The organism is Mycolicibacterium neoaurum (assembly GCF_036946495.1).
GTDB classification, from domain to species: domain Bacteria; phylum Actinomycetota; class Actinomycetes; order Mycobacteriales; family Mycobacteriaceae; genus Mycobacterium; species Mycobacterium neoaurum_B.
Genome location: NZ_JAQIIX010000002.1, coordinates 945,937 through 964,547, shown reverse-complemented (window position 1 = coordinate 964,547; position 18,611 = coordinate 945,937). Strand labels below are relative to the sequence as shown.

The 18,611-nt window shown below is 67.1% G+C and carries 19 protein-coding genes; 10 read left to right on the top strand and 9 right to left on the bottom strand.

What is annotated here, in order from left to right; translation table 11 throughout:
• Positions 1-9 precede the first annotated feature (9 nt).
• From PGN27_RS09950 to PGN27_RS09930, 5 genes are all read left to right on the top strand, one after another.
• Positions 10-1,581 (top strand): serine hydrolase, encoded by a 1,572-nt coding sequence (locus PGN27_RS09950; protein ID WP_335325977.1) that lies wholly within the window; start codon positions 10-12, stop codon positions 1,579-1,581.
• The gene (locus tag PGN27_RS09945; protein WP_335325976.1) at positions 1,578-3,950 is read left to right on the top strand and encodes a cation-translocating P-type ATPase; all 2,373 of its coding nucleotides are present in this window, start codon (positions 1,578-1,580) and stop codon (positions 3,948-3,950) included. Before PGN27_RS09950 ends, PGN27_RS09945 begins: the two co-directional genes overlap by 4 nt.
• 9 nt (positions 3,951-3,959) lie before the next feature.
• Positions 3,960-4,214, top strand: a complete 255-nt coding sequence (locus tag PGN27_RS09940) for an antitoxin (protein WP_030133297.1) — start codon at positions 3,960-3,962, stop codon at positions 4,212-4,214.
• Positions 4,215-4,646, top strand: coding sequence for a type II toxin-antitoxin system Rv0910 family toxin (locus tag PGN27_RS09935; RefSeq protein WP_335325975.1), 432 nt, complete (start codon positions 4,215-4,217; stop codon positions 4,644-4,646).
• 115 nt (positions 4,647-4,761) lie between these two features.
• The gene (locus tag PGN27_RS09930) at positions 4,762-5,538 is read left to right on the top strand and encodes a VOC family protein (protein WP_335325974.1); all 777 of its coding nucleotides are present in this window, start codon (positions 4,762-4,764) and stop codon (positions 5,536-5,538) included.
• On the opposite strand, the gene PGN27_RS09925 is transcribed toward PGN27_RS09930, so the two are convergent.
• Positions 5,510-5,965 (bottom strand): cupin domain-containing protein, encoded by a 456-nt coding sequence (locus PGN27_RS09925; RefSeq protein ID WP_335325973.1) that lies wholly within the window; start codon positions 5,963-5,965, stop codon positions 5,510-5,512. The two genes, PGN27_RS09930 and PGN27_RS09925, sit on opposite strands and share 29 nt — an antisense overlap.
• A gap of 42 nt (positions 5,966-6,007) precedes the next feature.
• Here PGN27_RS09925 and PGN27_RS09920 point away from each other — a divergent pair, with 42 nt between their 5' ends.
• Together PGN27_RS09920 and PGN27_RS09915 are read left to right on the top strand one after the other, a co-directional pair.
• A complete protein-coding gene (locus PGN27_RS09920; protein WP_335325972.1) occupies positions 6,008-6,427 on the top strand; it encodes a hypothetical protein in 420 nt (139 codons plus the stop codon).
• A complete protein-coding gene (locus PGN27_RS09915) occupies positions 6,424-7,005 on the top strand; it encodes a GNAT family N-acetyltransferase (protein ID WP_335328692.1) in 582 nt (193 codons plus the stop codon). The genes PGN27_RS09920 and PGN27_RS09915 overlap by 4 nt, the downstream gene beginning before the upstream one ends.
• Here the strand turns inward: PGN27_RS09915 and PGN27_RS09910 are convergent.
• The 4 genes from PGN27_RS09910 to PGN27_RS09895 all read right to left on the bottom strand — a co-directional run bounded on the left by PGN27_RS09910 (position 7,002) and on the right by PGN27_RS09895 (position 11,134).
• Positions 7,002-7,448 carry an Hsp20/alpha crystallin family protein gene (locus PGN27_RS09910; protein ID WP_030133303.1) on the bottom strand — a complete coding sequence of 149 codons (447 nt, stop codon included), beginning with the start codon at positions 7,446-7,448 and terminating at the stop codon, positions 7,002-7,004. The two genes, PGN27_RS09915 and PGN27_RS09910, sit on opposite strands and share 4 nt — an antisense overlap.
• Before the next feature lie 94 nt (positions 7,449-7,542).
• Positions 7,543-8,391: a winged helix-turn-helix transcriptional regulator gene (locus tag PGN27_RS09905; RefSeq protein WP_335328691.1), complete on the bottom strand. Its 849-nt coding sequence runs from the start codon at positions 8,389-8,391 to the stop codon at positions 7,543-7,545.
• 44 nt (positions 8,392-8,435) lie between these two features.
• Positions 8,436-9,938: a carotenoid oxygenase family protein gene (locus PGN27_RS09900; RefSeq protein ID WP_335325971.1), complete on the bottom strand. Its 1,503-nt coding sequence runs from the start codon at positions 9,936-9,938 to the stop codon at positions 8,436-8,438.
• Positions 9,935-11,134 carry an acetyl-CoA acetyltransferase gene (locus tag PGN27_RS09895; protein WP_335325970.1) on the bottom strand — a complete coding sequence of 400 codons (1,200 nt, stop codon included), beginning with the start codon at positions 11,132-11,134 and terminating at the stop codon, positions 9,935-9,937. The genes PGN27_RS09900 and PGN27_RS09895 overlap by 4 nt, the downstream gene beginning before the upstream one ends.
• Before the next feature lie 83 nt (positions 11,135-11,217).
• On the opposite strand from PGN27_RS09895, the gene PGN27_RS09890 reads away from it, so the two are divergent.
• From PGN27_RS09890 to PGN27_RS09880, 3 genes are all read left to right on the top strand, one after another.
• Positions 11,218-11,676: an RNA polymerase sigma factor gene (locus PGN27_RS09890; protein ID WP_418888581.1), complete on the top strand. Its 459-nt coding sequence runs from the start codon at positions 11,218-11,220 to the stop codon at positions 11,674-11,676.
• Positions 11,676-12,269 (top strand): methylated-DNA--[protein]-cysteine S-methyltransferase, encoded by a 594-nt coding sequence (locus tag PGN27_RS09885; RefSeq protein ID WP_335325968.1) that lies wholly within the window; start codon positions 11,676-11,678, stop codon positions 12,267-12,269. Before PGN27_RS09890 ends, PGN27_RS09885 begins: the two co-directional genes overlap by 1 nt.
• 145 nt (positions 12,270-12,414) lie before the next feature.
• Positions 12,415-13,641 carry an MFS transporter gene (locus PGN27_RS09880; RefSeq protein WP_335325967.1) on the top strand — a complete coding sequence of 409 codons (1,227 nt, stop codon included), beginning with the start codon at positions 12,415-12,417 and terminating at the stop codon, positions 13,639-13,641.
• Here the strand turns inward: PGN27_RS09880 and PGN27_RS09875 are convergent.
• The 4 genes from PGN27_RS09875 to PGN27_RS09860 are packed head-to-tail and all read right to left on the bottom strand — an operon-like array spanning position 13,568 to position 18,454.
• Complete coding sequence (locus tag PGN27_RS09875) at positions 13,568-15,127, bottom strand: ABC transporter ATP-binding protein (RefSeq protein ID WP_335325966.1); 1,560 nt, start codon at positions 15,125-15,127, stop codon at positions 13,568-13,570. The genes PGN27_RS09880 and PGN27_RS09875 overlap by 74 nt on opposite strands.
• Positions 15,124-15,996: an ABC transporter permease gene (locus PGN27_RS09870; RefSeq protein WP_335325965.1), complete on the bottom strand. Its 873-nt coding sequence runs from the start codon at positions 15,994-15,996 to the stop codon at positions 15,124-15,126. The genes PGN27_RS09875 and PGN27_RS09870 overlap by 4 nt, the downstream gene beginning before the upstream one ends.
• On the bottom strand, positions 15,993-16,943 hold the full coding sequence (locus tag PGN27_RS09865) for an ABC transporter permease (protein WP_335325964.1): 951 nt from the start codon (positions 16,941-16,943) through the stop codon (positions 15,993-15,995). Before PGN27_RS09865 ends, PGN27_RS09870 begins: the two co-directional genes overlap by 4 nt.
• Positions 16,940-18,454 (bottom strand): ABC transporter substrate-binding protein, encoded by a 1,515-nt coding sequence (locus tag PGN27_RS09860; protein WP_335325963.1) that lies wholly within the window; start codon positions 18,452-18,454, stop codon positions 16,940-16,942. The genes PGN27_RS09865 and PGN27_RS09860 overlap by 4 nt, the downstream gene beginning before the upstream one ends.
• Positions 18,455-18,611 lie beyond the last annotated feature (157 nt).

Below are 18,611 nucleotides of genomic sequence, written 5' to 3'. Positions count from 1 at the left end.
GTTGATGCCGTGAGACTGATCTTGACCTGTGCCGCGGCGGTCCTGGTGCTGGCCGGTTGTGCCACGGACTCCGGTGCGCCGGAGACCTCCACGACCTCTCCCGGTGCCGCTCCCGGTGCAACCGGGGCACCGGTTCCGCCGCCGCTGGTCCCGGCCATGCCGCTGCCGGAGAACGCGGTGGACAACGCCGTCGCCAAGCTGGACGGTATCGCCGAACAGCTGCTGCAGACCTCCGGCGTGCCCGGTATGGCGGTGGCCGTGGTGCATGGGGGAAAAACCATCTACGCCAAGGGGTTCGGGGTGCGTGACACGCGCACGGGTGAATCGGTCGATCCCGACACGGTGTTCCAACTGGCCTCGCTGTCCAAACCGGTGAGCGCGACGGTCACCGCGCGCGCCGTCGACGCCAAGACCGTCGGGTGGGACACCCCGGTGGTCGAGAAGCTGCCGTGGTTCGCCCTATCGGACCCGGCCGTCACCCGCATGCTCACCATCGGTGACCTGTTCTCGCACCGGTCCGGGCTTCCCGATCACGCCGGTGACCAACTCGAGGACATCGGCTACGACCGGCGCGCGGTGTTGGAGAAGCTCCGGCAGCTGCCGCTGGACCCGTTCCGGATCTCCTACGCCTACACCAATTTCGGATTGACCGCCGGTGCCGAGGCGGTCGCCGCGGCCGCCGGCGAACCCTGGGAGCAGCTGGCCCAGGAGTCGCTGTTCGGCCCGCTGGGCATGACCTCGACGAGCTACCGGTTCGCCGATTACCAGGCGCGGAAGAACCGGGCAGTCGGGCATATTCGGGTCGGGCCCGGCGATTATCAACCGCGCTATACCAGAGATCCCGATGCACAGTCCCCGGCCGGCGGGGTGAGCTCATCGGTGAACGATATGGCGCGCTGGATGTCGATGGTGCTGGCCGAGGGGCAACCGCTGATGCAGCCGGCATCGCTGCTGCCCGCGCTGACCCCGCAGATCGTGTCCAGTCCCGGTAGCGAGCCGGCCATGCGCTCGGGGTTCTACGGCTACGGATTCAACCTGAGCACCACCGCCGCCGCCCGCACCGAGGCGAGCCATTCGGGTGCCTTCCAACTCGGGGCGGGTACCAATGTCCTGTTGCTGCCCTCGGCCGATGTCGGGATCATCGCGCTGACCAACGGGACGATCTCCGGCGTGCCGGAGGCGCTGACCGCACAGTTCGCCGATCTGGTGCAGTTCGGCGAGGTCCGCGAGCCCTGGTATGACCTGTACTCTTCCCGGATGTTGCCGATGAGTGACCCGGTCGGATCGCTGGTCGGCAAGACGCCGCCGGCCGATCCTGCTCCGGCCCGGCCGCTTTCGAGTTATGTGGGTACCTACCGCAATGACTTCTGGGGTCCGGCGACGGTGACCGAGCGGGACGGCACACTGTTCCTCGGGATGGGTCCGCGCGGGGACTCCTTCGAGCTGACCCATTGGGACGGCGACGTGTTCACCTTCTCCTTCGTCACCGAGAACGCACCGCCGGGGACGATATCGAAGGCCACCTTCGACGGTGCGAAGCTGACGTTGGAGTACTACGACGACGGAGTATTTACGAGATGACAGCGATCATCACCGGTCTGTCCGATGCCGAGGTCGCCCAGCGGGTCGCCGAGGGTAAGACCAACGACGTACCGACCCGGGCCGCCCGCAGTGTCGCGGAGATCGTGCGCGCCAACGTCTTCACCCGTATCAACGCGATCCTCGGTGTGTTGTTTGCCATCGTGGTGGCTACCGGATCGCTGATCAACGGGCTCTTCGGACTGCTCATCGTGGCCAACAGCGCCATCGGCATCATCCAGGAGCTGCGGGCCAAGCAGACCCTGGACAAGCTGGCCATCGTCGGGCAGGCGAAACCGGTGGTGCGCAGGCAGTCCGGTACCCGGGCCGTGGCGCCGAGCGAGGTCGTCCTCGACGACATCATCGAGGTCGGTCCCGGCGACCAGATCACCGTCGACGGAGAGGTGTTGGAGGAGAACAACCTTGAGGTCGACGAGTCACTGCTGACAGGCGAGGCCGATCCGATGCCCAAGGATCGTGGCGACAAGGTGATGTCGGGCAGCTTCGTCGTCGCGGGGACAGGTGCCTACCGCGCCACCAAGGTGGGTCGCGAGGCCTACGCCGCGCAGTTGGCCGAGGAGGCCAGCAAGTTCACGCTGGTGAAATCCGAACTGCGCAGCGGTATCAACAAGATCCTGCAGTTCATCACCTACCTGCTGGTGCCTGCCGGTGCGTTGATCATCTACACCCAGCTGTTCACCACCGACGCGGGGTGGCGAGAATCGGTGCTGCGGATGGTCGGCGCGCTGGTGCCGATGGTGCCCGAGGGCCTGGTGCTGATGACCTCGATAGCGTTTGCCGTGGGCGTGGTGCGGTTGGGCCAGCGTCAGTGCCTGGTGCAGGAACTGCCCGCCATCGAGGGACTGGCCCGCGTCGACGTGGTGTGTGCGGACAAGACCGGGACCCTGACCGAGAACGGAATGCGGGTCAGCGATCTGGCGGCGTTCGGTGAATCCGACGCCGCCGCGGTGCTGGCCCAGTTGGCCGCCGACGACACCCGGCCCAATGCCAGCATGGCGGCCATCGCCGAGGCCTACGCCGACCCGCCCGGTTGGACCGCCACCGCCAACGCCCCGTTCAAATCCGCCACCAAATGGAGCGGCAGCTCCTATGGCGAACACGGCAACTGGGTGATCGGCGCCCCCGACGTCCTGCTCGACCCGCAGTCACCCGAGGCCGCCGAGGCCGAGCGCATCGGTTCGCGTGGGCTGCGGGTGCTGCTGCTCGGGTCCTGTGACACGGCCGTCGATGCTGCGAACGCACCGGGCACCGTCAGTCCCGTCGCGCTGGTGATCCTCGAGCAGCGGGTGCGGCCCGATGCCAAGGACACCCTCGAATACTTTGCCTCCCAACGGGTCACGGTCAAGGTGATCTCCGGGGACAACGCCAAGTCGGTCGGCGCGGTCGCCGGCACGCTGGGCCTGCACGGTGAGACTCTGGACGCCCGGCGGTTGCCCGAGCAGACCGAGGAGATGGCCGACGCGCTGGATCAGTACACCACCTTCGGGCGGGTTCGTCCCGACCAGAAGCGCGCCATGGTGCACGCGCTGCAGTCCCGTGGGCACACCGTCGCCATGACCGGCGACGGCGTCAACGACGTGCTGGCGCTCAAGGATGCCGATATCGGTGTGGCGATGGGGTCGGGGAGCTCGGCGTCGCGGGCGGTGGCCCAGATCGTGTTGCTGGACAACAAGTTCGCCACCCTGCCCTATGTGGTGGCCGAGGGGCGCCGGGTGATCGGCAATATCGAGCGGGTCTCCAACCTGTTCCTCACCAAGACGGTGTACTCGGTGCTGCTCGCCGCCCTGGTCGGTATCGGCGGCCTGACGTCCACGCTGTTCGGCACCGATCCGCTGCTCTATCCGTTCCAGCCGATCCACGTCACCATCGCGGCCTGGTTCACCATCGGCATCCCCGCGTTCATTCTGTCGTTGGCGCCCAATCATGAGCGTGCCAAACCGGGGTTCGTGCGCCGGGTCATGACCTCGGCGCTGCCTGCCGGCGTGATCGTCGGGGTCAGCACGTTCGTCTCCTACCTGCTCGCCTATGAGGGGCGTGGTGCCACGGCCGAGCAGCAGACCCAGGCGTCGACGACCGCCTTGATCACCCTGCTGGTGGCCTCGGTCTGGGTGTTGGCGGTGGTGGCGCGCCCCTACGAGTGGTGGCGGGTCGCGCTGGTGGCGATGTCCGGATTGGCCTATGTGGTGATCTTCGCGCTGCCGCTGGCCCAGCGGACCTTCTTGCTCGACCCGTCGAACCTCACGCTCACCTCGATGGGCCTGCTGATCGGTGCCGTCGGGGCGATGCTGGTCGAGATCGCCTGGTGGGTGGAGGGCAAACTGTCCGGTGAACCGCGGAAACTGTGGCGCTAGGGTTGGGGCATGAGTTTCTTGGACAAGATCAAGGGCCTGGTGGCGAAGAACACCGACAAGGTCGACACCGTGATCGAGAAGGCCGGTGACCTGGTCGACAAGAAGACCCAGGGCAAATACGCCCAGCATGTCGACAAGGTGCAGGAGGCCGCGAAGAAGGCTGCCCGCGAACACACCGGCGCCGAGCAACCGCCGCAGGTGCCGCCCAACCAGCAGTCGGGTCAGCCGCCGGCTGGTTCGCCCCCGCCTCCGGCGGCGCCGTAGATGGCCAAGCTATCGGTTTCCATCGACGTTCCGCTGTCACCGGAGCAGGCCTGGGAAGCGGCATCGGATCTGTCCCGGTTCGACGAGTGGCTGACGATCCACCGGGTGTGGCGCTCGAAGTTGCCCGAGACCCTGGACAAGGGCACCAAGATCTCGTCCATCGTCGAGGTCAAGGGGATGAACAACCGGGTCGACTGGACGATCGTGAACTACAAGCCGCCGGAGTCGATGACGCTCAACGGCGACGGCGTCGGTGGGGTCAAGATCAAGCTGATCGCGCGGGTGAAACCCGTCACCGAGGGTGCTTCGGTGCAGCTGGACATCCATCTGGGTGGGCCCGCACTGTTCGGGCCGATCGGCATGATCGTGGCCGGTGCGCTCAAAAGCGATATCAAGCAGTCGCTGGAGCAGTTCAAGAAGGTCTACTCCTAGCTTGGCGCGAGAGTGACGTTGTGGTTGCCGCGGCGAGTCCGCGGGCGACCACAGCGTCACTCTCGGCAGGGGGTCGGGCGGCCGGCGATGAGTTTAGGCGCCGGGTCGGGTCGGTATGGGCATGACCAATTCACATCCGCTCGGTGCCCCCTGCTGGATCGACCTGTCGACCTCCGATATCGACGGCGCGCAACGCTTCTACGGTGCGGTGTTCGGCTGGACGTTCGAGTCCGCCGGACCTGAATACGGCGGCTACGTCAGCGCGTTCGTCGACGGTGTCCAGGTTGCCGGGCTGATGTCCAACGATCCGCAGTGGGACATGCCCGATGGCTGGACCACCTATCTGCACACCGCCGATGTCGACGCGACGCTGCAGGCGGTGATCGGCGCCGGTGGTTTCAGCTGTGGTGGAGCGATGGACATCCCGGCAAAGGGCCGGATGGCCGTCGTCTCCGATGTGACCGGCGGGATGGTCGGGCTCTGGCAGCCGGCCGGGCACCTGGGTTTCGAGGCGACCGGTGTCGCGGGCGCCCCGGTATGGCATCAGGTGACGACGCGGGACTTCGCGGCGACCGTGAACTTCTACCGCACGGTGTTCGGGTGGCAGACCCAGGTGGAGGCCGACAGCGACGAATTCCGCTACAGCACCGTGACCTTCGGCGGTGAGCCACGCATCGGCGTGATGGACGGCGCCGCGTTCATGGCCGTCGACGAACCGTCAAGCTGGTTCTTCTTCCTCGGCGCCGACGACGTCGACAAGACGATCGAGCTGATCGTCGAGCACGGCGGTGCGATCGTCCGTGCCGCGGAGGACACCCCGTACGGCCGGCTGGCCTCGGTCGCCGACTCGACCGGCGCCGGGTTCAACCTGTCGTCGCTGCCCCCGCGCTGAGCGCGAAATCGGCGAAGTCGAAACCGGGGACCACCACGCAGCTGACCAGCGTGGGCGCCTGGTCGCGAGGGGTTGCGCGTTGCCAGTATCCGGGTGGCACCACGAACTGCGGCTGCTCACCGGCGGCGATATCGGGCCCCAGCACCACGCTGTCGGCGTCGTGCTGCTCGCCGCCCACCTCCAGCACCAGCGGGCTGCCTCGGTGGAACAGCCACAGTTCGGCACTGCGCACGGTGTGCCACGCAGACTGCTGACCGGGCATCAGGAGGAACAGGATCGCGGTACCGGCCTGGCGTGGCCCGGAGTAATCCTGCGGCAGCGCCGACTGCGGAATGGTGAGATCACTGCGCCAGGTCTCGCGATACCACCCGCCCTCGGGATGCGGGGAGAGGTCGAGCTCGCGGGCCCAGTCGGGCAGTTCCGTCATGGCAGTTCAGCCTACGCAGACCCACCCGATAATCTGTGGCGCATGGCTCGATTGCGTCCCGGCTGGCTGGTCGCCTTCTGTGCGCTGGTGCTTGCGGTGAGCGCCTGGCTGCCGTGGTTGACCACGGCAACGGGGAGGGCCAACGCGATCGGCGGCAAGGTCGGCAGCATCGACGTCCCGCCGCCGGGTTTCGGGGTGGGCCAGCTGATCGTGCTGCTCTCGGCGCTGCTGACGGTCGCGGCAGCGATGGCGGCCCGGGAGCTGTCCGCGCGGTTGGCTTCTGCTGCGGCGCTGTCGGTTTCGATGATCATCGGCGCGTTGATCGCCTGGTACTTCCGACTCTACGTCCACGATCCGGTGGCGGTCGGCTACGGCATGTACCTGGCGGCCGGAGTCACCGCGGTGGCAGTGCTGCTCTCGGTGGCGGCCATGGTGGTGGCATGGGGACGGGCAAGCGGATGAGTTTCCGGGCGCCGGTGGTGCTGACCGGGCGGCGTTGGGCCGTCGTGGAGCCGCTGGCCTGCGAACACGTCGACGAGATCGCGGCCGTCGCCGATGCGGGTGATCTGTGGTTCACCTCGGCCCCGTCACCGCAGACGGCCAAGGACTGGGTGCAGACCAGACTGGCCGACGCGCGAGGCAGCACGTTCGTGGTGCGCCGACTGGACGGGACGCTGGTGGGGTCGACGAGCTACCTCAACATCGACGAACCCAACCGCAGGCTGGAGATCGGCGCCACCTGGTACACGGCCGCCGCGCGGCGCACCGGGGTGAACACCGAGACGAAGTTGTTGTTGCTGACCCATGCGTTCGACGAGCTCGGTTGTGTGGCAGTGGAATTCCGTACGCATTTCCTGAACGCGGACAGCCGTGCGGCTATCGAACGCCTCGGGGCGAAGCTGGATGGCGTGTTGCGCAGCCACCAGATCCTGCCCGATGGATCCCGCCGGGACACCGTGGTGTACTCGATCCTGGATATCGAGTGGCCGGCGGTGCGGTCCAATCTGAACCACCGATTGGACCGCACCGCCGCGAACTAATCGGCGTCGACGGTCGGCGCCTCGACGGATTTCTGGGTGTTGTGTGCGATCTCGATGCGGCGTGGTTTCGCACGTTCGGCCAGCGGGATGGTCAGGGTCAGCACCCCGTTCTCGTAGGTCGCCGAAATGGCCGCGGTGTCAATGCCTTCACCGAGCGAGAGCTGCCTGCGGTAACTGCCGAAGAATCGCTCGTTGGCGAACCACTGCACCGAGTCCTCGGAGCGGGCCGTGCGGTGGGCGGAGATCGTGAGCGTGCCGTTGTCCACGCTGATGTCCACCGATCCGGGATCGATACCGGGCAGGTCTGCGGTGAGGACGTAGTGGTCGTCGATCTTGCACAGGTCCATCGGCATGAACCTCGGCGTGCGATTCGAACCGGTCTGACCGGTCAGCAGGTTGCGGGTCATGGAATCAAGGTCGCTGAACGGATCGAAACGGAGCACAGCAATCCACCTCCTCGTCGATCAAGAGCCCACCACCCTGGCGGGCAGCCAATCACTGTGCAGCACCGAATTTAGCACTCGAGCGCGTTGAGTGCTAGCCCCTTGTGATCTGATTTCCGCGCAGGGGGGCGTTGCATCGGTCACAGGTCAGCGTGGCGACAAAGCCTGAGCCACAGCCCATGTGGGTCACGATCACCGCCGGCCCCTCATCGGCGACGAACCACCGCTGCGCCCAGTCCAGGGCGGTGACGATGATCGGCAGGACGGCATCCCCCTTCGGTGTCAGCCGGTACTCACCGTCGAGCACGCCATTGCTCACCAGGAGCTGTAGCCGGTCGACCAGCGAAGCGGGGGGAGCGCCGAGCTGTTCGGCGAACCCGGAGAACCGGGTGGTTCCCACGAAGGCGGCCACCATGATGGCGAAGGCCCACCGGTTGCCGAGGATGCTCATCGTGTGCGGGAACAGATCCGAGGCTCCGCCGGCGCGGTCGCGGTGGGACCGGCGCCGGGTGGCGACCTCGGGTATCGAGCGTGGCCATGATCCGCTGGGTCCCCAGTGCGCGGTGAGGTCGCCGGTCGACACACGGCGGCGGCAGTTGCGGCACGTCAACGCCGGAGAACAGGCCGCACCGCACACCGCGTGCCGAATCACCGGCAACGGCTCGGGATGGTCGGGCACCCAGCTTCGTTCCCAGTGCCAGATGCTCGTCAGCACCGGCCACAGGCTCTGCGCACGCTCGGTGGCGGTGTACTCGAAACGGGGCGGGTTGTCCTGGTAACGAACACGTTCGAGCAGATCGTCGGTGGTCATCGCCGAAAGGCGTCGACTCAGCACCGAATGTGAGATGGGCAGGCGCGCGGCGAACTCGGCATACCGGGTGGCACCCAGCAGCGATTGCTGCACGATCAACAGCGTCCATTCGTCGGCGAGCACACCGAGCATGCGGCCGACGGCATTGACGTCACCGGCGGCCAGTCGGGTAGGGGTCACCGGGCCGACGTGGATCCCTCTGGCCGGAACCGTCGCAGTTCAGACCCGGGCGCCCAGGTGGAATGCGTTCCGCTGGAGACCCGTTCGGGTAGCAGCAGCTTGCACACCGGGCCGTCGGACACCCGGGCAGCGTCGAACACCAGGCAGTAGGACGCGTCGGCGGTCATATCGGTGGTGATGGTGACCAGGTAGCCGTCGTCCTCACCGCGGCTACCCACCCGCGGAGCCATGGCGGTCTCACTGCCGTACACACCCTCGCCGAACGAGAAACGCTCCTCGGCTCCGGTGTGCAGATCGTGGCGCACCAGCCCGTCGAACAGGAACCAACCCGGCTTGCCGGTGGCGGCGTAGGCGTAGCGATACGGGCGGCCGGCGTACCCGCAGTTGATCATCCCGAACTCGGTCAGGCTGTCGGACAGCTGCTCCTCGCGGGTGGCACCGGTGACGAGGTTGAACCGCCAGCGGTGCAGGCGGGTCTGCATCCCGTCGAGGGACAATCCGCGGAAGATGCGCTGCCACTTCGGATTCATCCCGTTGTCGATACCCGTGACCGGCTCGGGATCACCCTGGAAGAAGCCGTCCAGCACGATCTCGTCGCCGTCCTCGTAGGCGTTGGTGAAGTGCAGAACATAGGTGGTGTCGGCCTCGAACCATTTCACCTCCGATCCGCGGCGCGGGATCACCGCGAACCGCGACGGCAGGTCGCGGTGCAGCCTGGGGAGATGAGCGTTGTGCTTGAGGAACTCCGCGTCCCAGAACAGCGGAAAGTCGTTCAGTATCACGTAGTTCTCGGTGAACGCCATATCGTGCGGCAGGCGCGGTCCCGGCAGTTCCACGTCGACGTAGTGCACCAGGGTGTCGGTCTCGTCGACCACGCCGTAGTGCATGTAGGGCGCGTCCTTGCCGTAGTTGAAGAACAGCAGCTCGCCGGTGGCATCGTCGACCTTGGGATGTGCCGACACCCCGAGCCCGGCGGGCGTCCATGGCTGCTTGCCGAGGGTGTCTCCGGTGCGCGGGTCGATGCGGTACAGATCGCCGCACTGGTAGAAGCTCGTCAGCGCCACCCCGCGATGCACGGTGACATCGGTGCTCGACGCATCCTTCATCAGGGTGCGCGCACCCCAGCCGTGATCGCGCTGGGCCAGCTCGACGGGTTCGGCGATACCGGGCCACAGTGGTCCACCGGCTTCGTACTCGGCCAGGAATCCCTCGGTCTTGACGAACCTGTTGCGGTAGAACGCCTTACCGTCACCGAAGCCGACGATGTGCAACATTCCGTCACCGTCGAAGGGGTGATAGGCCTTGAACGCCGGGTGTAACGGGTTCTCGGTGTTGCGCAGATAGATCCCGTCCAGATCGTTGGGAATCTCGCCTTCGACGGCGGTCAGGTCGTCGGCGTCCCATTCGCAGGTCTGCGGTCGCCAGGGTCCGGTGCGGTAGGGATGATCGTCATCCTCGGGCAATGTCGACAGGTATTTGGCGACCACATCGGTGTTCACGAAACCTCCTCGGCAGAGCCGATCACGAAGCTGATGGTGGTGGCGGTGCTACCACCGAAGTTCAGGGTGCCGAAGGTCTGTGCGCCGTCGACCTGATACTCGCCGGCGGTGCCGGAGACCTGGCGGGCGGCGTCGACGATCATCCGGACACCCGTCGCCCCTACCGGATGCCCACCGCCGATCAGGCCGCCGCTGGGATTGATGGGCAACCGGCCTCCGCGCGCGATCTCACCGTTCTCGATGGCCTTCCACGATTCGCCGGGTCCGGTCAGGCCGATGTGGTCGATGGCGAGATACTCACTGGGAGTGAAGCAGTCGTGCACCTCGAACCCTTCGAGCGTGTCGAGATCGACCCTGGCGCGGGCGAAGGCGTCCTGGACGGCCCGACGCACATGTGGAAAGACGTACTCGTCGGAGCGTTCCAGCTTCTGCGCGAGCCCGAGGCCGACGGTGCGGTGGCCCCATCCCGCGATCACCGCGATGGGGCGTGCGTTGGGATGGGCCCGCAGATATGCGTCGGACACCAGCACCACGCCCGCGCCGCCGTCGGTCATCTGACTGCAGTCCAGCCGCCGGATCCGGCCCTCGACGACCGGGTTGGACTCCGGATCGACCCGCCAGGACCGGGTCTGGGCGTTGGGGTTGGACCGGGCGTTGGCGTAGTTCAGCGCGGAGATGGCGTCGAGGTGGATGGCGTCGATGCCGTAGCGGCGGTCGTACTCGTCGGCCACCCGCGAGAACATCGACGGCCACATGAACGTCGCATCCGTGCCTTCGTGTCCGGTCCAGGCGGCCGCGCCGAGGTGACGTGCCGCGATATCGCCGGGCACCGTCTTCTCCAGCTCCACCCCCAGCACCAGGGCGCTGGCGTAGGCACCCGATTTCAGATCGGCGATGGCGGACAACACTGCGGCGCTGCCCGATGCGCAGGCCGCCTCGTGCCGGGTGGCGGGAGTGCCCCACAGATCGGGCTCGACGCTGGCGGGCATCGCGCCGAGGTGGCCCTGGTTGGCGAACAACTCCCCGAAGGCGTTGGCCATGTGGAGCACTCCGATATCGGCACCGCGGGTGTGCGCGGCGGCGAGGGTCTCGCGGACCACCTCGCCGGTCAGCGTGCCGAGATCACCGCCTTCGCGCTGCACATTGCGGGCGAAGTCGCTCTGGTAACCCCCGAGTATCCACACGTTGGTGGTCATGCCGACCGACGGTACTACAACTAAGAGAGTGACTCGGGGTGATCTCACGTTTCTCCCGCCGCCGACGTCTACACAATGTGAGCGTGCGTCCCTTCGAGAGCATCGTGACCGAGTACGGCCCGATGGTGCTGCGGGTGTGTCGGGCCGTGCTCGGTCCCATCGATGCCGAGGACGCCTGGTCGGAGACCTTCCTGTCGGCGATGCGCGGCTATCCGGATCTCGACCCGGAGGCCAATGTGCAGGCCTGGCTGGTGACCATCGCGCATCGGCGGGCCATCGATATCGGCCGCTCGCAGACCCGGGCTCCCGCACCGGTCGCCCAGATCCCGGAGACGGCGCGCGTCGACGGTTTCGACCCGGATCTGTGGGGCGCGCTGGCGGCCCTTCCCGACAAGCAACGGCGCACCCTGGCCTACCGCTACCTGGCGGGCCTGCCGTACGGCGAGATCGCCGAGTTGTTGGGCGGTTCGCCCGAGGCCGCCCGCCGGGCCGCCGCCGACGGCCTCAAGACCCTGCGCACCAGTTATCCGAGGGAGTCCTGATGACCGAGATCTTCGATCGGCTGCCGGCCGACGACAGCGCGCTGAGCCGGTTACGCGACCGGTTGGCCCAGGATGCCGAACGCGCCGGCACGCTCGACGTGGCCTACCGCACCATCGATACCGCTGTCGGACCCCTGCTGCTCGCGGCGACGCCGGCCGGGTTGGTGCGGGTCGCGTTCCTCGCCCACGATCCCGAGGAGACCGAGCTCAGCAGGCTGGCGGCCAAGGTCAGCCCGCGGGTGCTTCGCGCCCCGGCCCGCCTCGACGATGCCGCCGTCCAGATCGAGCAATATCTGGCGGGCGGCCGGACCGCCTTCGATCTGCCGCTGGATCTGCAGCTCACCGGCGGATTCAGGCGGCAGGTGGTCGAACACCTGCGGCATATCGGCTACGGCCGCCGCGCGAGCTACGCCGATGTCGCCGCGGCCGTCGGGAACCCGAATGCGGTGCGCGCGGTGGGCAGCGCCTGCGGGAACAATCCGCTGCCTCTGGTCATCCCGTGTCACCGGGTGGTCCGCACCGACGGTTCCATCGGACAGTACGCCGGCGGTGCGGAGGTCAAGGCGACCCTGCTGGCGCTGGAGACGGCCTGAGCTCGTGCCTGCAAGAACGCGACGTTCGCGCCGACCGTGCGTGTAGATCGTGAGTATTGCCGAGATCACGATCTGCGTGCACCGTCGGCGGTAAACGGGTAACCCGGAGCCCGGTACGCTTTGGTACCGAAACTAAGGGGTTGTCGTGGCGCGTCTGGGCAGGGTGAACACCGTGCGGTTGACGCTGCTCGCGCTGGCCCTGTTCATTGTCGGGACCAACGCCTTCGTGATCGCCGGCCTGCTACCCAAGATCGGTGAGGGACTCGGCGTCGGGCCGGGCACCGTCGGGTACGCCATCTCCGTCTACGCCGCCGTCGTCGCGGTGGCCTCTCCCGTCGTGTCGGTCGCCTGTGGACGCATGCCCCAACAGCGGGTCATGGCGGGTGGACTCGTCCTGATCGCTATCGGCACCTTCCTGGCCGCTGCGGCCGACACCTTCGCGGTGTTCACCGCGGGCCGGGTGGTCGCCGCATTCGGTGGTGCCGCCTTGGTCCCGACGGCCATCGCGGCCGCACCCGTGCTGGTGCCTGCGGCGGTGCGTGGTCGCGCCATCGCCTTCGTCGGCATGGGATTCACCCTGGCCATGGCGATCGGGTCACCGATCGGGACCGCACTGGCCGATATCGGCGGCTGGCGGTTGCCGCTGGCCCTGCTGGCCGGCCTGGCCGCCGTGCTGGCTCCGGTACTGCTCCTGGTGGTGCGCGACGTTCCCGTCGGGGACGGGGTGCGCCTGCGCGACCGGGTGGCCGTGATGCGCAACCGGCACATCGTCTTCGCGACCGCCGCATCGCTGTTGATGATGTTGGCGTTCAACATGGTCTACATCTTCAGCGCGGTCATCACCCACGACGCGACCGGTGGTGACAGTTCGAAGACCGCCGTGCTGTTGCTGGTGTACGGCATGGCCGGCATCGCGGGCAACGTCCTGGGCGGCAGGCTCACCGACCGCATCGGTAGCCGCCGCACCCTGCAAGCGGTGCTCACCGTGCAGTGCGCGGCGTTCCTCACGCTGATACCGGCACATCATTCCGTGGTCGCCACCGCGGCGGTCTTCGCCTGCTCGGGTCTGGCCGGGACCGCGGCATCGGTGGCCATCCAGTACCGGCTCGCCGTCATCGACGCCCGGTACGCCGGTGTGGCACTGGCCTGGTACTCGACGGCGATGTACATCGGCATCTCCATCGCCCCGCTGATCGGTGCGGCGGCGTTGCCCTACGGTTTCGCGGTCCTGCTGGCTGCCGCGGCCGGCTCCATCCTGATCGCTCTGCTTGCCTCTGAGCTCGGCCATTTCCGCGAGGTCAGGAACGCGTCGGCCGCGCCGGGGGAACTGCCGCCAACAGAGCTCGGGTGTAGTCCTGCTCGGGTGCGCTGAAAAGCTCGTCCGCACTGCGATATTCCACCGTTCGACCGCCCTGCAGCACCAACACGTCATGGCTCATCCGCTCGATCACCGCGAGATCGTGCCCGATGAACAGGTAGGTCAGCTCCAGCTCGCGCTGCAGACGGGCCAACAGCTCGAGCACCGTCGCCTGCACGGACACATCCAGAGCAGCGGTCGCCTCGTCGAGGATCAGCAGATCCGGCTCTGCGGCCAGCGCACGGGCGATACTGATGCGCTGGCGCTGACCACCGGACAGCTCGTGCGGATAGCGCCCGGCGAAATCCGCATCCAACCCGACCATCTCCAGCAGCTCGGCAACGCGGGCGCGGCGCTGCGCGCGACCATCGACCAGTCGATGCACCACCAGCGGCTCCGCGATCGACACACCCACCGCCATCCGGGGATTCAGCGAAGCGAACGGATCCTGGAACACCATGCCGATACGCCGCCGATCGGCCTTGCGGGCCAACACATCGATACCGCCGAGTACCGCGCTGCCGGCATCGGGTTTCACCAATCCGGTCAGCGCGGCCGCCACCGTCGACTTCCCCGATCCTGATTCGCCGACCAGACCCAGCGTCGTGCCGCGGCGGATCTGGAACGACACATCGTCCACCGCGCGCACACCGCCGTAGCGCACCGCGAGGCCCCGGACGTCGAGGAGCACATCGGTGTCGGCCGCGGGCTCGGGTGGGCCGGTGCCGTCGAGTAGCGGGCGCGCCGCCAGTAGTTCGCGGGTGTAGTCCTGGCCGGGTGCGTCGAAGATCTGGTCGATCGTGCCCTGCTCAACGACGCTCCCGTCGCGCAGCACGGTCACGGTGTCGGCCACCTCCCCGATGACGCCCAGATCGTGGCTGATCCAGATGACCGCGGTGCCGAAGTCGCGCTGCAATTCGCGCACCAGATCGATGATCTGGGCCTGGGTGGTGACATCCAGTGCGGTGGTCGGCTCATCGGCGACCAGCAGTCCCGGGTCGCAGGACAGCGCGATCGCCACCATCACCCGCTGCCGCTGACCGCCCGAGAGTTGGTGCGGATAGGACTGCAGCCGCTTCTGCGGGTCCGGAAGCCCCACGGCGGTCAGCAGTTCCAGCGCGCGCTGCCGGGCTGCCCGGCGCGTCATCCTGCGGTGTGTTTCCAGCGATTCGGTGATCTGGCGTTCGACGGTCAGCAACGGGTTGAGCGACGTGCCTGGATCCTGGAAGACGAAACCGATCCGACCGCCGTGCACTCCGCGCAGCGTCCGGGCCGAGGCGCCGATGAGTTCCTGTTCTCCGGCAAGGACACTCGATCCATTCACCACCGCACCGGGTGCATCCAACAGGCCGGTGGCCGCCAGTACGGTCATCGACTTGCCAGATCCTGACTCCCCGACGATGCCGACGGTCTGTTCGGGCTCCACCGCCAACGACACTCCGCGCACGATCTCACGGCGTCCGATCCGCACCGAGAGATCACTTACCGTCAGAATGTTCACCGAGCTCTCCGGGCCTCGATCATGGTGCGCTGCTTGGGGTCCAGCACGTCGCGCAGCCCGTCGCCGAGAAGATTGAGCGCCAGCACGATCAGGAAGATCGCCAGACCCGGGAACACCGCCATCCACCAGGCCAACGTCACGAAACCCTGTGCGTCGAAGATCATCCGACCCAGTGAGGGTTGCGGGGGCTGGATACCCAGCCCGAGAAAGGACAGCGCGGCCTCGGCCAGGATCGCGAACGCCAGTGACAGTGAGGTCTGCACGATCAGCGGTCCGCTGATATTCGGCAGGATGTGACGGGTCAAGATATACCGCGAGCCGGTGCCCAACGTGTACGACACGGACACATAGGGTTCCACCCGCACCGACAGTGTGCTGGCGCGCGCCACCCGGGCAAAAATCGGGGTGTAGACGACCCCGATGGCCAGCATGGTGGTGCCGATCCCCGGGCCGAGCACCGCGACGATCGCCAGCGCCAGCAGCAGCACCGGGAACGCGAACATCACGTCGACGATGCGCATCAGCACGGTGTCCACCCAGCCGCCCTGGCGGCCTGCCAGGTATCCGGCTATCACGCCGACCGTCACACCGATGACGGCGGCGAAGGCGACGCTGACCACCGCGACCTTCATCGAGGCCTGAACGGCGACCATCACCCGCGAGAGCAGATCGCGGCCCAGTTCGTCGGTGCCGAACCAATGTGCGCCGCTGGGCGGTCGGAGGGCCTGCGGCACGTCGATATCGTTGACGCCGTACGGCGCGATCCATTGAGCGGCAACGCTGATCACGATGACTGCTGCCAGCACGGCTGCGCTGATCAGCGTCACCGGGTTGCCGGCCAGCAGCCGCCAGGCGTTCACTCGGGTCATGACAGCCGGATCCTCGGGTCGACGATGGCGTACAACAGATCCACCAGCAGGTTGATCGTCAGGAACAGCACGGCGATCAGCAACACCGCGCCCTGGATCACCGGGTAGTCGCGGGCGGCCACCGAGGTGTAGACGAGCCTGCCGATACCTGGCCAGGCGAACACCACCTCGACCACGATGACGCCGCCGAGAATGGTGCCCAGCTGGATTCCGGTGATGGTCAGGATGGGCACCAGAGCGTTGCGCACCGTGTGTCGCAGTGTCACGGTGCGCGGCGGCAAACCCTTCGATCGGGCGGTGCGCACATAGCCCATGGCCGCCACTTCCAGTACGGCAGAACGGATATAGCGGGTCATGATGGCCGCGGCGACCACCCCCACCGTCAGGCCGGGCAGGATGATGTGTCGCAACCAGCCGGCGGGATCCTCCAGCAGCGGTCGATATCCCGAGGTGGGCAACCAACCCAATGTCGTGGAGAACAGCGATATCAGCAGGATGCCCAGCCAGAAGTCCGGGACCGACACGCCGAATTGGCTGGTGACCCGCACCAGCGCATCGCTCGCCCGGCCCTCGTTCAGGGCCGCCCACGTGCCTGCGGGCAACGCGATCAGCAGGGCGAGCGCGATACCCACAAGGGCCAGCGAGACGGTGGCAGGCAGGCGTTCCATCAGGACCTCGGTCACCGGGGCACCGTTACGGAAGCTGACGCCGAGGTCGCCGGTCACCGCGCGCCCCAGATACTGGAAGAACTGGGTCAGCAGCGGCTGGTCCAATCCGCTCGCTGCGCGCAGGGCGTCGTAGGCCTGCGGGGTGTAGCGGGTGCCCAGCGCGATGCGCACCGGATCACCGGGAACCAGATGCACCAGGGTGAAGACCAGGATCACGACACCGATGAGGACCACCGCCGAATAGGCCAACCGGCGGGCCAGGAACTTCACGATCGTCACGGCTCACCACCCAGTGACGCGTCCCGGAATCGGATGGCCTTGTCCCGACGGGCCTCGTATCCGTGCAGGTTCGGTGTCCACGCCTGCAGCACCGCGGGGTTGTACAGAAAGATGTAGCTCACCCCGTCGGCGATCAGGGTGGCCGCGGTGGCGTAATCGCGTTTGCGTGCCTGCGGATCGACCTCCGAGCGTCCGGCATCCAGTGCGGCGTCGACGCGCGGATCGGAGAACTTCTGCGCGTTGTTCGCACCGTCGGTGTGGTGCTGGGCGTAGTAGAAGTCGTCCGGGTCGATGTTTCCGAGCCAACCCATCATCAGCATGTCGAAATTGCCGTTGTTCTGCTCGTCCAGCCAGGTGGCGAAGTCCACCGTGCGGATGTTGACCGTGATGCCCAGTGGTTCCAGATTGTCGGCGACCACCTGTGCCGCGGTCACCGTCTGCGGATACTCGCTGGTGACCAGCATGTCCATGCGGTCCGGGGTCGCACCCGCCTCGGCGAGCAATTGCTTGGCCCGGTCGATATCGCGGGTGTACCGGTCGTAGGGAGTGAACCACGGGTTGCCCTGCGGGATCGCCAACTGGTTCGCCTCGGCGGTGCCGTAACTGGTGGCCTGCACTATCGAGGGCCGGTCGACGGCGTAGGCGATGGCCTGGCGGACCCGGACGTCATTCCACGGTGGGCGAGCGGCGTTGAGCGCGAAGTACCAGTAGTCATTGCTCGGGGTGCGGGCCAGTCGCAGGGAGTCATCACCCTCCAACTGAGGTACTCGCTGCGGGGGCACCGCATCGGTCCAGTCGACCTCGCCGGCCTGCAGCGCGGCCAGCGCCGTGGAGGTCTCGCTGATGAACCGGAAGGTGACACCCGGCAGTTTCGGGGCCCCGCCCCAGAACTTCGGATTGGCCGTCAGGGTGATCGAGTCACCGCTCTGCCGCCCGGCGAAGGCAAACGGACCGGTGCCGATCGGGTGGGTCGCGATGGAGCCGTCCTCGACGTTGCGACGCGAGACGATCGCCATTCCCTTGAATCCGCCGAGGTTGGTCAGCAGGTTCGGGGTGGGCCGGGAGAGGCTGATCCGGACGGTGCCGGGGTCGATCGCGTCGACAGCAGTGACCGCAATGAACTTGTCGACGGTGGACAGTTTCTCGTCGATGATTCGCCGGTAGGAGTAGACGACGTCATCGGCGGTCAGCGGGCTGCCGTCGTGGAAACTCACCCCGGGGCGCAGGTGGAACGTCCAACTGAGCTGGTCTGGCGCGGTCTCCCATGACTCGGCCAACGCCGGTGCCATGTTGAGGTCGGCATCGGGTTCGACCAGCGTGTCGAACACGTTCTCCAGCACCTCGAAGGAGAAGTAGGCGCTGGTCTTGTGGGGGTCGAGCTGGTCGGGCTCGCCGGCGATGGCGGCGATCAGGTTCCCCGAGCCCTGCCCCAGGTCCACTCCTCGGCCCGGCGAACACGCCACGCAGGCCACCACGAGCACGGCCGCAATGAGGGCAGCCAGGGTCCGCATGGGAAACCTGTACCCCAACCTGGGATGGACTACACCGCACTGACCTGTGTGAACGACGGCGGCTGCGCACGATGGCCAGTCCTTGCAGCTGACCTCGGATACCGGGTTCGTCGTCTGCCCGTGTTGTGCGGATAGACTCTGGCCGTTGCCACCTTCG

What these genes read in the sequence shown, in the direction of transcription:
- PGN27_RS09920 (WP_335325972.1), top strand. Translation starts at nt 6,008, where the DNA reads ATGGCTCGATTGCGTCCCGGCTGGCTGGTCGCCTTCTGTGCGCTGGTG.
- PGN27_RS09915 (WP_335328692.1), top strand. Translation starts at nt 6,424, where the DNA reads ATGAGTTTCCGGGCGCCGGTGGTGCTGACCGGGCGGCGTTGGGCCGTC.
- PGN27_RS09905 (WP_335328691.1), bottom strand. Translation starts at nt 8,391, where the DNA reads ATGCTCGGTGTGCTCGCCGACGAATGGACGCTGTTGATCGTGCAGCAA.
- PGN27_RS09930 (WP_335325974.1), top strand. Translation starts at nt 4,762, where the DNA reads ATGGGCATGACCAATTCACATCCGCTCGGTGCCCCCTGCTGGATCGAC.
- PGN27_RS09935 (WP_335325975.1), top strand. Translation starts at nt 4,215, where the DNA reads ATGGCCAAGCTATCGGTTTCCATCGACGTTCCGCTGTCACCGGAGCAG.
- PGN27_RS09860 (WP_335325963.1), bottom strand. Translation starts at nt 18,454, where the DNA reads ATGCGGACCCTGGCTGCCCTCATTGCGGCCGTGCTCGTGGTGGCCTGC.
- PGN27_RS09895 (WP_335325970.1), bottom strand. Translation starts at nt 11,134, where the DNA reads ATGACCACCAACGTGTGGATACTCGGGGGTTACCAGAGCGACTTCGCC.
- PGN27_RS09925 (WP_335325973.1), bottom strand. Translation starts at nt 5,965, where the DNA reads ATGACGGAACTGCCCGACTGGGCCCGCGAGCTCGACCTCTCCCCGCAT.
- PGN27_RS09940 (WP_030133297.1), top strand. Translation starts at nt 3,960, where the DNA reads ATGAGTTTCTTGGACAAGATCAAGGGCCTGGTGGCGAAGAACACCGAC.
- PGN27_RS09870 (WP_335325965.1), bottom strand. Translation starts at nt 15,996, where the DNA reads ATGACCCGAGTGAACGCCTGGCGGCTGCTGGCCGGCAACCCGGTGACG.
- PGN27_RS09885 (WP_335325968.1), top strand. Translation starts at nt 11,676, where the DNA reads ATGACCGAGATCTTCGATCGGCTGCCGGCCGACGACAGCGCGCTGAGC.
- PGN27_RS09945 (WP_335325976.1), top strand. Translation starts at nt 1,578, where the DNA reads ATGACAGCGATCATCACCGGTCTGTCCGATGCCGAGGTCGCCCAGCGG.